The organism is Luteimonas sp. A537, from assembly GCF_054052065.1.
In genome coordinates, this window is the sequence record NZ_JBSVRH010000005.1 from 202,101 (window position 1) to 214,305 (window position 12,205).

The 12,205-nt window shown below is 64.6% G+C and carries 11 protein-coding genes and 1 pseudogene; 5 read left to right on the top strand and 7 right to left on the bottom strand.

What is annotated here, in order from left to right:
• Window positions 1-4 precede the first annotated feature (4 nt).
• Window positions 5-1,999: a transglycosylase SLT domain-containing protein gene (locus ACW7GZ_RS14160; RefSeq protein ID WP_457009814.1), complete on the bottom strand. Its 1,995-nt coding sequence runs from the start codon at window positions 1,997-1,999 to the stop codon at window positions 5-7.
• A gap of 48 nt (window positions 2,000-2,047) precedes the next feature.
• Here ACW7GZ_RS14160 and ACW7GZ_RS14165 point away from each other — a divergent pair, with 48 nt between their 5' ends.
• Complete coding sequence (locus tag ACW7GZ_RS14165; protein ID WP_457009816.1) at window positions 2,048-2,860, top strand: sulfite exporter TauE/SafE family protein; 813 nt, start codon at window positions 2,048-2,050, stop codon at window positions 2,858-2,860.
• A gap of 100 nt (window positions 2,861-2,960) precedes the next feature.
• Window positions 2,961-5,822, top strand: coding sequence for a TonB-dependent receptor plug domain-containing protein (locus ACW7GZ_RS14170; protein WP_457005115.1), 2,862 nt, complete (start codon window positions 2,961-2,963; stop codon window positions 5,820-5,822).
• A 48-nt stretch (window positions 5,823-5,870) separates the two neighbouring features.
• Here the strand turns inward: ACW7GZ_RS14170 and ACW7GZ_RS14175 are convergent, their stop codons facing one another.
• The 3 genes from ACW7GZ_RS14175 to ACW7GZ_RS14185 form a co-directional block, all read right to left on the bottom strand.
• On the bottom strand, window positions 5,871-6,995 hold the full coding sequence (locus tag ACW7GZ_RS14175) for a zinc-binding dehydrogenase (protein ID WP_457005075.1): 1,125 nt from the start codon (window positions 6,993-6,995) through the stop codon (window positions 5,871-5,873).
• Window positions 6,996-7,145: 150 nt separating this feature from the next.
• Window positions 7,146-7,397 carry a hypothetical protein gene (locus tag ACW7GZ_RS14180; protein ID WP_457005077.1) on the bottom strand — a complete coding sequence of 84 codons (252 nt, stop codon included), beginning with the start codon at window positions 7,395-7,397 and terminating at the stop codon, window positions 7,146-7,148.
• Window positions 7,398-7,543: 146 nt separating this feature from the next.
• A complete protein-coding gene (locus ACW7GZ_RS14185) occupies window positions 7,544-8,413 on the bottom strand; it encodes a LysR family transcriptional regulator (RefSeq protein ID WP_457005079.1) in 870 nt (289 codons plus the stop codon).
• A gap of 94 nt (window positions 8,414-8,507) precedes the next feature.
• On the opposite strand from ACW7GZ_RS14185, the gene ACW7GZ_RS14190 reads away from it, so the two are divergent.
• A complete protein-coding gene (locus ACW7GZ_RS14190) occupies window positions 8,508-9,008 on the top strand; it encodes a lactoylglutathione lyase family protein (protein WP_457005081.1) in 501 nt (166 codons plus the stop codon).
• A 565-nt stretch (window positions 9,009-9,573) separates the two neighbouring features.
• Here ACW7GZ_RS14190 and ACW7GZ_RS14195 read toward each other — a convergent pair.
• Window positions 9,574-10,239, bottom strand: a complete 666-nt coding sequence (locus ACW7GZ_RS14195) for a hypothetical protein (protein WP_457005083.1) — start codon at window positions 10,237-10,239, stop codon at window positions 9,574-9,576.
• Window positions 10,240-10,485: 246 nt separating this feature from the next.
• Between ACW7GZ_RS14195 and ACW7GZ_RS14200 the strand changes: the two genes are divergently transcribed.
• Window positions 10,486-11,025 (top strand): IS110 family transposase, encoded by a 540-nt coding sequence (locus ACW7GZ_RS14200; RefSeq protein WP_457009818.1) that lies wholly within the window; start codon window positions 10,486-10,488, stop codon window positions 11,023-11,025.
• Between the two features lie 7 nt (window positions 11,026-11,032).
• Window positions 11,033-11,248: pseudogene (locus ACW7GZ_RS14205) on the top strand (IS110-like element ISCARN26 family transposase); the annotation flags it as partial.
• A 119-nt stretch (window positions 11,249-11,367) separates the two neighbouring features.
• Here the strand turns inward: ACW7GZ_RS14205 and ACW7GZ_RS14210 are convergent.
• Window positions 11,368-11,700: a YegP family protein gene (locus ACW7GZ_RS14210; RefSeq protein ID WP_457009820.1), complete on the bottom strand. Its 333-nt coding sequence runs from the start codon at window positions 11,698-11,700 to the stop codon at window positions 11,368-11,370.
• Between the two features lie 110 nt (window positions 11,701-11,810).
• On the bottom strand, window positions 11,811-12,041 hold the full coding sequence (locus ACW7GZ_RS14215; RefSeq protein ID WP_457009822.1) for a hypothetical protein: 231 nt from the start codon (window positions 12,039-12,041) through the stop codon (window positions 11,811-11,813).
• Between the last annotated feature and the right edge of the window lie 164 nt (window positions 12,042-12,205).

Below are 12,205 nucleotides of genomic sequence, written 5' to 3' on the forward strand. Positions count from 1 at the left end.
CCGCTCACCTTTCCGAAGCCGTTGTGGGAGCCGCCGCCGCTCCCACAACAGCCGCGGGACACGCGAACGCTTTGCGCACCGCGCCGCTGCGGCCGTGCATGCGATCGCTGACCGGCACCGCGCGATCGCCCAGGCGCCAGTCGTAGATCACGCTGAAGGCCAGCACGCGCGCCACGTAGTCGCGGGTTTCCTTGTAGGTGATGGTCTCGATCCAGAAGTCGGCGTCCATGCCTGGACGGTCGGCCTGCCAGCGTGCGGTCGGCGTGGGGCCGGCGTTGTAGGCGGCGATGGCGACGTAGGGCAGGGTGTATTTGTCCTTCATCTCGCGCAGGTAGGCGGTGCCGATGCGGACGTTGGTGGCGGGGTCGAACAGGGACTCCGCGCCCGCCCACGGCATGCCGAGCCGACGCGCTACGCCGGCGCCGGTCTCGGGCAGCACCTGCATCAGCCCGCGGGCGTTGGCCGGTGAGCGTGCGCGCGGGTTGAACACGCTTTCGGCGCGGATCTCGGCGGCCACCCAGGCAGGGTCGAGGTTGTTGCGCGCGCTCTCGCCGCGGATCAGCAGGTCGTGGTGCAACGGGAAGCGCAGCGTGTACAGCCGCAGTTCGTCGGGCTTGCGCTCGCCGCCGGCGTTGACCAGGCCGAACACGCCGCGGTCGAACCAGCCGTTGGCCTGTGCGATCTCCACCGCCATCTGTCGCTGCCGGTCGCTGAAGCGCGACAGCGCGTCGCGCCACTCCCGGGTCGCCCATGCGGCGCGATTGATGCGGAACAGCGCCATCGAACGCTGCATCGCCGGATCGGCGGCGACGGCGGCCTTCTCGGCCGCGCTGCCGCCGTGCTCGATCGGGCACAGCGCGTAGGACTGGTCGATGCGGTCCGCTGCAAGGAAACCGTGGAAGTCGGGATCGCGCGCCGCGGCGGCGTACAGGGGCCGCGCGCCGGCGCGGTCGCCGGTGAGCTCGTGCAGGCGCGCGGCGAAGTACGTCCAGCGTGAATCGCCGCGCTGTGCGTCGCCCATGCGCCTGATCGCGGCCAGCGCCGCCGGCCAGTCGGAGCGCGCCATCGCTTCGCGCACGCGCCATTCGTGCAGACGCTCGTCATAGGCGGCTTCAGGCACCGCCGCCAGGCGCCGTGCGCCGCCGTCGTGGTAGGACGCCACCGTCCACAGCGCGACCTGGTACAGCACGCGGTTGCGGTCGGCGTCGGTGAACTGCAGCGCCTGCGCGACCTGCGGCAGCAATGCCTCGGCGGCGTCGGGGTTGGAGCGTGCCAGCGTGGCGAGGCCGTGTGAAGCCGCCAGGCGACTGCGCGCGTTCTTCGACCAGGACACTGCGCTGGCATCGGCGTGGCCCAGGTATGCCGCGTAGGCCTCCGCCTGCTTGCGCGCGTCAGCGGGCAGGCCGCGCGCGGCGGCGCGCACCACACCAGGCTGACCCTCGGCGATCGCCGTCTCGATGCGCGCCCAGCGCAGGCCGTCGTCCATGCCGCCGCGTTCGGCCAGGGCATCGAACACCGGGTCGCAGGCATCGGGCTGCGAGCGCCCGGCACGGCGCCACAGCTGCTGCACTTCGGCCGTCCATGCGGCATCGGCTGCACCGGTTCGCAGCCGCGCTTCAAATTCGCTGCACGCAAGCGCCGCCGAACCGGTGCCGGGCACCCACGCCGCGCGGAACGGACCCCAGGCCTTGCGCCGCGCCAGCTCGCCCAACCACGCCGCGCGGAAGGTGTCGGCCACGGCCTGGCCGCGGTGGCGATCCAGGAAATCAAGCGCCTGCGCCGGCGTCAGGTTGGTGAGGTCGCGGCGCAGCCGCGCGTAGCCGATCCACCCCTGCAGCGGATGATCGGCGCGCAGCGGCGGCAGCGGCTGGCCGATCTCGGCGGCGGCAAGCGCGCGCCGCGCAAGGTCGTCGTCGGGCAGCGCCTGCGCCTTGGCTGCGATGGGGGCCGACAGCGCGAACGCCGCGGACAGTAGGATGGCGAACTTTCCTTGCGGCATGCGGGGACTATATCGAATGGGCGGGGCGCCCATGTTGAAGGAGTCGACGTGATCGAAGGGTTCTGGATGTTCCCGCTGCTCGGCATCCTGGTCGGCGTGCTGGCCGGCCTGCTCGGCATCGGCGGCGGCCTGGTGCTGGTGGCGGCGCTGGCCTGGCTGCTGCCGCTGCAGGGCGTGCCGGTGGACACCGCGATGCACGCCGCGCTTGCGAGTTCGATGGCCAGCATCGTGTTCACCGCGCTGTCCTCGGCGTGGTCGCACCACCGCCGCGGCAGCGTGCTGTGGCCGACCGTGGCCTGGATGATGCCGGGGCTGGCAGTCGGCGGCGTGCTCGGCAGCCAGGTCGCGGTGGGCCTGGACGGCATCGTGCTGCGCTGGATCGTGGCCGGGTACTGCCTGCTTGCCGGCGCGCAGATGGCCTTCAGCGGCGCGCGCGCGGACAGCGGCCGCGACATCGTGCCCACCGGCCTGCCGATGACCGCGGCCGGCACCGGCATCGGCGCGCTGTCGGCGGTGGTCGGCATCGGTGGTGGCAGCATGACCGTGCCGCTGCTGGTCTGGCGCGGCGTGCGCCCGGTGCGCGCGGTCGGCACGTCGTCGGCCTGTGGCGTGGCCATCGCGATCGGAAGCGCGCTGGGCTACGCGCTCAACGCACCGCCGGGCGGACTGCCCGAAGGCGCGGTCGGCTACGTCTACCTGCCGGCCGCGATCGGTGTCGCCCTGACCTCGGTGCTGGCCGCGCCCTTGGGCACGCGGCTGGCGCATGCCATCAGCGGTCCGACGCTGCGCCGGGTGTTCGCGCTGTTCCTGGTGGCGGTCGGCCTGAGCCTGATCCTGCAGGGCCGGGCACCCTTGGGGTAAACCCGGGGCTTGCCGCTGTTTTACATTTTGTTTACAACTGGGCTGCCGACGGCACGGGGGCAACGGGACGGCGTACAGCCACCAGGAGAGCTCCATGGCCATGCCCCCGCGTCGCCTGCTCGCAGTCGCCGTCTGCGCTGCGCTGCCCTTTGCCTCGCCCTTCGCCGCTGTCGCGCAGGATGCGCCCGAGGCCACCACCCTTGATACGGTCACCGTCACCGGTTCGCGCATCAAGCAGTCCGCGCTGGAAACCCATGTCCCGGTACAGGTGCTCAGCCGCGAGGACATCGACCGCAGCGGCTTCAAATCGGTTGCCGATGTCGTCCAGAACCTGACCGCCAGCGGTGCGGCGCTCAACACCAAGTTCAACTCCAGCGGCAACTTCGGCTTCCCGCCCGATGGCGGCGGCGTCGGTGCCGGCGCGGCGACGGTCGACCTGCGCCACCTCGGCCCCAAGCGCGTGCTGGTGCTGGTGGACGGCATCCGCTGGGTCAATGAATCGTCCGGCTCCGGCGTGGGCTCGGCGGTCGACCTCAACACCATCCCGCTGGCGCTGGTCGACCGCATCGAAGTGCTGGAGGACGGCGCCTCGTCGATCTACGGCTCCGACGCCATCGCCGGCGTGGTCAACATCATCACCCGCAGGAACGTGCAGGGCGGTGACATCGAACTGCACTACGGCACGTATGACGACCTTGGTGGCGACACCTGGGGCGCCGATATGGGCTACGGCGGCGGCAACGACCGCGTGCAGTGGTTCGCCGGCGCGTCGTACTTCAAGCAGGAAGAGGTGTCGTCGCTGGAGTACGGCCCGGCCAGCATCCCGGTGCCCGGCACCGGCCTGTCCAACGGCAGCTCCGCCACGCCGCAGGGTCGCTTCGTCTTCATGGATCCGAACACCGGCCTGGTGCACGACATCACCCCCAACACCGGTGCCACCGATCCCGGCTTCACGCCCGGCGAGGACTGCGCGCGCAGCGATGACTTCCACTGTTTCGCCGCCGGCGACCGCTTCAACTTCGCGCCCTACAACATGCTGCTGACACCGTCGGAGCGCAAGACCGTGTTCGGCCAGGTGCGATTCGCCTTCAACGACAACGTCGGCGGCTACGTGCGCGCGCTGTACAACGAGCGCCAGTCGGCCAACCAGGCCGCGCCGGAGCCGTTCTTCCTCGGCACCGACGCCGGCATCTACAACCACTGGGGCGAAAGCAGCCTGGTGATCTCGGCGCTCAATCCCTACAACCCCTTCGGCTTCGACCTCAGCACCGTGGGCGACGACGCCAACCTGTTCCTGCTTGGCCGCCGCCCGGTGGAGGGCGGGCCGCGGCGCTACGAGCAGGACGTCGAGACCTGGTACGTGGCCGCCGGCCTGGACGGCAGCTTCAGCGTGCGCGAGCGCCCCTGGGACTGGGACATCAACGTGGTGCGCAGCGAGAGCAGCGCCGAGCAGACCAACTTCGGCAGCTACAACCTGCGCCGCATCAACGAGGCCCTGGGCGATCCCGCCGCCTGTGCCGGGATCGCCGGCTGCGTGCCGCTGAACGTGTTCGGCGGCGTGGGCACGATCACGCCGGAGATGCTCGGCTTCATCCAGCCGGTGGTGCGCGACGAGAGCGAGAACAGCCTCACCCTGGCCTCGGCGAACATCACCGGTGCGCTGGCCGAACTCCCGGCCGGTTCGCTGGGGTTCGCCGCCGGCTACGAGTACCGCAAGTACGAAGGCCGCTACCAGCCCGACCCGATCACCGTGGCCGGCGAATACAACGGCGTGCCGTCCGGCCCGACCGCGGGCGACTACGACGTCAACGAGGTCTACCTCGAACTGGCCGTGCCGCTGATGGCCAATGCCGAACGCGGCAGCGCGCTCGACATGAGCATCGCCGGCCGCTACTCCGACTACTCCACCTTCGGCGGCGAAAGCACCGGCAAGCTGGGGCTGCGTTGGCAGCTGGCGGAGGAGTTCGTGCTCCGCGGCTCGTTCGCGCAGGGCTTCCGCGCGCCGTCGATCGGCGAGCTGTACGGCACGCTGTCGCGCTTCGACGCCACCCTGGTCGATCCCTGCTCCGGCGCCGCCAACGCCGTGCGTCCCGAGTGCGTGGCACAGGGCGTGCCGGCCGACTACGTGCAGACCAATCCGCAGATCTCGGTGGTGACTTCGGGCAACGCCGACCTGCAGCCCGAGACCAGCCGCAGCCTGAACCTGGGCGCGGTCTGGAGTCCCTCGTTCGCGGCCGGCGCGTCGTGGTCGGAGCGCATGGACCTGGGCCTCACTTTCTACAAGCACACCATCGAGGACGCCATCCAGGCGCCGGACGCGCAGGTCATCCTCAACCGCTGCGTGTTCGAAAGCGATCCGTTCTCGTGCGCGTCCTACGACCGCAGCGACCGCGGCCAGATCGTCCGCTTCGACGACATCCTCGACAACCTCGGCACCATCCGCACCGACGGCTGGGACCTGAGCCTGGGCTGGCTGCTGCCCGAGCGGGGATGGGGCCAGCTGCGCTTCGATGCCAAGGCGACGTTCGTCGGCGAGTACGAACTGGTGAACGAGTCCGGGCAGGCCGAGCCGCGCGCGCCCGGCGTCGAAGTGAACAACAGCGCCATCCCCGACTGGACCGCCAACCTGTCGACGCAGTGGAGCAGGGGACCGTGGGCGATCGCCTGGAACGTGCGCCACATCGACGACCTGCGTGAATCCTGCGGCGGCGCCAACGGCTTCGCCATCTGCGACGACAGCGCCAACGACATCAACCACCTGGACGCGACCACCTACCACGACCTGCAGGCGTCCTGGAACAGCGAAGCCTGGTTGCGCGGCCTGCGTGTGACCCTGGGCGTCAACAACCTCACCGGCGAGGACCCGCCGATCTGCCTGAGCTGCTCGCTCAACGGCTATGACGCCGCCACCTACGACCTGCCGGGGCGGTTCTTCTACGCACGCGTGGGGCTGAAATTCTGAGCCTGGCGGCCGGCTGGCAGCGATGCCGGCCGGCCGCGTCGAGCGCGCTCAGCGCGACGGGTCGATCAGGTACTTCCCGCCCGTCGCCTTGCGCTCGTACTCGCGAAGGATGTCCAGCTGCAACGCGTCGCGCAGGCTGATGGTGCGGGTGTAGCGGCTGGCGAAAGTAGTGGTGAGCTCGTCCGCCACGCGCTGCCGCATCCGCGCCGCGACCTCGCGCCCCGCCTTCTGCAGGAACGGAAACAGCAGCCAGCCACCCACGTTCCAGGTGAAGCCGAACGTGCGGTTGAGCACCGTCGGCCCTGTGTCCAGGCTGCCGTAGATGTAGACCTGTTTGGGTGTGTTCGAACCGTAGGGGCTGTACGCGGGCGCGGCATCGTCGCTGCGACCTGCCGCGGCTTCCATCGCCTGCAGGATCTGCCCGGCCAGCGTGCCGCCGCCGATCGCGTCGAAGGCGATGGTGGCGCCGGTGTCGCGGATGGCCTGCGTGAGTTCCGCCTGGAAATCGGGCGACGTGCTGTCGACGATGTGCCGCGCGCCGATCGCGCGCAGCACCCCGGCCTGCGCCTGGCTGCGCACGATGTTGACCAGTCCGATGCCGTCCTTGATGCAGATCCTGTTGAGCATCTGGCCGAGGTTGGAGGCCGCGGCGGTGTGCACGATCGCGCGGTGACCCTCCGCCTTCATGGTCTCGGTGAAGCCCAGCGCGGTCAGCGGGTTGACGAACATCGACGCGCCGTCCGCCACGTCCGCGCCTTCCGGCAGCAGGATGCAGTCGCGCGCAGGCAGCTTGCGCAGCTGCGCGTACATGCCGCCGCCGAGCATGCCGACCTTGCGGCCCAAAAAGTGGCGAACGTTGGCGCCGGCCTCGACCACGGTGCCGGCGCCTTCGTTGCCGACTGCCAGCGACCGGTCCAGTCGATCCTTGATCGCGCCCAGGCGCTCCCGCGGAATGTCGGCGACCACCACCGGCCGCTCCGGCGTCCCTTCCGCCCTGGCGGTCGCCATGTCGGCGGGGCCGATCAGCAGGCCAAGGTCGGAAGGATTGATGGGCGCAGCCTCCACCCGCACCACCAGCTCGTCCGCGCCGGGCGCGCCAGTCGTGACGTCTTCCAGGCTCAGGCGCAGCTGGCCGTCGCTTGTCGCCAGTGATCTCAGCTCCAGTCCGTTCATCGGCATGTCTCCAGGTAATGGACGCCCGACGGCTCAGCCGGGGAGGGTGTTTATCGGGCCTCACCGTCTCGCCCGGAAGCCTGATGTTCCTTGCTTCTGGTTGCGAGATGGAAAGCGGCATATGCGGCCATCAGGGGCGTAGAACCCTTGTCAGTCGGCACTTCCAGGGACAGGCGTTGCAAGCTGAGCTTCGATTGTGTACCAGACAGAAATAAGCCAAAGGGCAGGACCAAAGCTACCGCCGCATGCGGATTGCTGGATGTGCTGGATGTGTACGCTTGAATTTTGTCCAAGCCACGCATTGATGGTTGTCTCGAACTCAATGCCGTTACCAGCACTATCGCGTGCTACAAATCCCTTGTCACGCATAGGTGCATGGACCCAGAACAGTTTGACTTGCACGTAAGACTCTCCATGAGTGGCGGGCAGAACGAAATGTAAGAGTAGCCCGAACTAAGGGCACCGCAGCCAGGGCGCGCCCGCTGTGGGGTCTGACGCCAAACTCAACGGCTTGTCCGCTGAAATGATCTGTTAAACCTCGATCGAGTTCAGAGCCATTGCCTGGCTTCCACAATGACGGTTCTCAGTCTCTTCTGCAGCGCCCTGTGACGCCGGTAGCAAAGGTATAGCGTTTCACTTGCCGGATTGGAAAGCCAATGAATTTTTATTTGCTCGGGCTTGTTGAACGCCTCAACCGCAAAGGCCGGTAGCACTGTAAAACCCATCCCCATACTGACCGGTTCCAAAATCAATCCGATCTGGTTTGAGAATCCCCTTCTAGGAAACAGGTTGCTGTGCTGGAACTCCGGATAGTTGGCGCCAAGCAACAGGTTGGCGTGATGACTTCCGTCAGGGTGGTCAATAAAGCCCAGGGCCATCAAGGTTTTCCAATCCGGGTCTTCGACCATCGAAGGCGTCACCAACAATAGCGACTCTTCCGCGACAGGAGTGCAACTGACGTCCGGCAGGGCGGATTTCGACGTCATGAATCCGATATCCATGGTGGATTCAGCGATTGCTCTCTCTACGTCGGAATTGGGTGCAAAGCGATAATCGATAATGAGTTTTGGGTGCCTGCTCTGCAACGCCAATAGATGTGGGTATAGCTTGAGCCCAACGCTCCCCGGAGACATCACCCGAACCACTCCTTCATAAGGAGGGTCTTCTCCGACTTTTTGCTCGAGATTCGCCAATGCCAATAGAATGTCCTGCGCTTCGGCGTACAGCCTTCCGCCTGCATCCGAGAGCGAGAATTTCTTGCCCTCCCTTACGAGCAACTCGGTGCCGAGTTGCTCTTCCAACTTGCGCACATGCTGACTCACCCCCGACTGCGTCATATGCAGGCGCTCGGCCGTGCGGGTGAAATGACCAATTTCAACGAGGGCACAAAAGCTGCGTAACCAGGTAGTGTTTATCATTACGGAAAATGATCATCCTGATGGCAAGTGATAATTTCACATAATTGTAGGTGCTCGGTAACCTATTCTCAATGTTAGGAGAGGAGGACACGCAATGAGCAACGTTTACCCAAGAAATTTCTCACACATCGGCATTTCCGTGCCAAACCTTGAGCAGGCCGTCCAGTTCTACACAGAGGTAATGGGCTGGTATCTGATCATGGAACCAACTGAGATCGAAGAGGACGACAGCGCAATCGGAGAGATGTGCACGGAAGTGTTCGGAGCAGGGTGGGGAAGCTTCCGAATCGCCCATCTATCCACCGGTGACCGGATTGGTGTGGAGCTGTTTCAGTTCAAGAATCAAACAAGCCCGGCAGACAATTTTGAATACTGGAAAACTGGCGTCTTCCACTTCTGCGTGCAAGACCCAGATGTTGAAGAGCTCGCCGAGCGTATTGTGGCCGCTGGTGGCAAACGGCGCATGGAGAAACCGCGCTACTACTATCCGGGCAAGAAACCCTACCGCATGATCTATATGGAAGATCCATTCGGAAACATCGTAGAGATCTACAGCCATAGCTATGAGCTTATATATAGCGAGGGAGCCTATTGAGCCATTGGCAAGTGGAGTTCCAGCGGGCGCTCGAAGTTGGGAAGCCCGCTGGATTTAACGCCTGAACTAAGCCGCGCCGCCAAGCGGCGTCGGCTTGAATGAATTGTTAGGGCCCGCGTTCGACCGATACGTCGGTGAACGCTGGCTCTTGCATGATGAGCCCGTGGACGTAAGAGAAGCACGGATCATCAGATGACATCTTGGCTTTGCCAAAATGCGATGTATAGGAGCGCGAAGCCGAGCTGGGCGCCTCGTTGTTTTACTAGCCAGAACCCACCTAAGCCTTGGGCTAGGGTAAGGGTAAGGATGGGACCGGCAGCCACGATAAGCACCTGGTCCGCAAGGCTCACCGCACCTTTCGGTGAAACCGGATTAAACGTTGCAATCATCTCGTGTCCGAGCGCGATGCCGGTAGCCCAATGCGCGAGTTCATGGACGAGGAAGCTTGCAATGCCTGTAACGAACAACAGCGGATAGAAACGAGCGGGAAAGGTGGCCTTCGAGTTGGCGACAAGAATCTCCAGAAGGGCCTAACGCCTGAGTTAAGTTCGGCTTGAACGAATTGTTAGGCGCCGCCGGACGTGCTGAACGTGACCTTGCCTTCTTCATCGAGCACTTCGATGCTGGCGTGACCGTCATGGTCCACCCGCAGTTGGATACGAGTGCGGCCCTGTGGGTCAGCTAGCAGAATTTCGGCATCTTCGTTCTTGTTGTGGATTGCGATGCGACGCTCAACGACCTTGCTAGCTTCGATAACGTCCAAATCCGCAGGCGGGCGGGAGTTGATATGAATCCCGGCAACGGCCTCTTTGCCATCGGGGCTTACACGGGTAATCATTCCCATTGCATCGTAGTTTGGATAGTCGAACGCTAGTGCTGACACTTTGCCCATTTTGGCATCGGTAATCGCGACACCACCTACCTCGTTGCCATTGGCGTCATAAAGGACGATGCCTGCGGGTTGCACAGCGCGCGGGTATTCTTTCCCGCCTAGCTTAGGTAGCGGGAAGCGCTCAGCATTGGAAATCACCAGGCGGGACACACCCGAAGGGTCCACGACATTGATTCGTTCGACAGTTAACTCAGCCTGGCTATGCGGAGACTTGCCGGCGGTCAGTGCTACGACTCCAAGCGCGAGCGTTGTTATGACCGCATAAACCTTAAGCCAGCGGATGTCTCGGGTGACTTTAGAATGCACATCGGGCGCAGCACTGAATTTGTCGTGAATCATTCATCGCTCCTGAAGGGTTGATAGAAGCCTAACGCCTTATGTCTTGAGTTTCCCCTACCGTAGGTGCCGAGAGCCCGACGTGCGCGCCCGATAACGCCTCGGTGTCAGACCACCGTAATTCAGCAGGGGCCGCACGCCGGATCTCGCGCCCTGCGCCCGAACAGTTGATCGAGGTTTCCCTCGAACTGATAAGCGTGGGCCTCGGGCGCGATGCTCTCGGCCAATCAACTGTAGCGGAGAACGAACATGTCAGCAGGAGGGATCGATGTGGGCAAGGCCAGCCTGGATCTGGCCGTGGATGGGCAGCCGAGCGTGCTTCGGTTCGCCAACAATCGGGCGGGCATCGCCAAGCTGGTCAAGCGACTGCGGGCACCTGGGGCCACGCGGATCGTGGTCGAAGCCACCGGCGGCTACGAGGAGCCACTGCTCGAGGCCTGCTGCGATGCCGGTCTGTGGATTGCCCGGTTCAACCCTCGCCAGGCCCGCGCCTTCGCCAACGCCACTGGCGAGCTGGCCAAGACCGACGACATCGACGCCCGTATCCTGGCGCTCATGGCCCGCTGGCGCTCATGGCCCGGCTGTTCGCCGACCGCCTCAGGCCCTACGTCGCGCCGCCGCCATGGCAGCGCGAGCTGCGCGATTGGCTGCGCCGCCGCGGCCAGGTGGTGGTCCTGCTCCAAGCCCAGAGGCAGCAGGCGGCAATGGCGCCTGCTTCGGTCCGCAAGCTTGCAGCGCGCACCATTGCCGCCCTGGCCCGGGAGCTCGCCGCGATCGAGAAGACGATGAAGGCCCTATCCGTGGCGGTCGTGCCCCCGTTCGTGTTGCGCTCTACATGGCCACGCTCTCGGCCGTGCGTTGGGATCCCACGATGAAGGCGCACTACCAGCAGCTGCGAGCACGCGGAAAGCTGGGCAAGGTGGCTCTGGTGGCGTGCATGCGGAAGCTGCTCGGAATCATCAATGCCAAGCGCCGCGACGAGCTTCGGGCCGAGGGCCTGGCACTGGCTTGAGCGGCACGCTTCAAGACAGTTGCTAAGTTAAGCCGACCCGCGCAGTGGAGTGGACCAGGTGGCAAGCTTTACCTGCCGCCTGGGCCGCGTAACGAAGCGGGTTCGGCTTGAACGCATTGTTAGGCGCCGCCCTTGATCGTTGGCGTTTGTCCACTGGCTTGAACCGATGCAATGCCTGTATCGCGTGAAGCCGCCGAAGCATACATTTGACTGGTTCCGATGACTTGGTGATTGGCAGCCTTAAGCGTGAAGTAGGACTTTCCGTTACTCGATTCCTTCTTCTCGTACCGCGATGCGTCGGCCGAGTTTGACTGCACAGATGCAATGCCATTCTTCGCCGAGTCTTGGGACTTATAGAGCTCGCTGGTGAGGATGGTTTCAGCGTTGCCAGCCTTCAGAACGAAGCGGAACTGCCCATCCGAGCTCTTACCCAGTTCGAACCAACCTGCCATGTCGTTCTCCTTCTCTTGCGGTGGTGGAAATCGAGTTGCGGTGAAGTGTGTGCGAGGCCTAACGCCTGAGTTAAGCCGCGCCGCGAAGCGGCGTCGGCCTGGACGAATTGTTAGGCGCTGACCGGTTCATGCTTCAACTGCCAGAAAGAGATCTCATAGTCTTCGATATTGCCGCCTGGAGCGGACCGGTAGAACTCCACCTTGCAGAGCGAGCTCGGAAACTGCAAGGCGAGCTTGGCGCGATAGATCTCCTCCAGCGCTTCACCGAGCAAGATCACCTTGTCTTCCACGAGGTGTTCATTGTCGTTGTAGTGGATATCGGAGATGTGCAAGTGGTTCATTACCCACTCAATGGACTTTCGGCTTGATCCTTCGACGGCTTCCCATGCACGTAGGGACTTGAGCGAGAAGTCTGATCCTGCCCCTGCTTCACGGACACCCGGATAAGCGATTCAATATCGCAACCCGAGGTGAGACAGATGACCAGGAAGAAGTCAGAGACAAA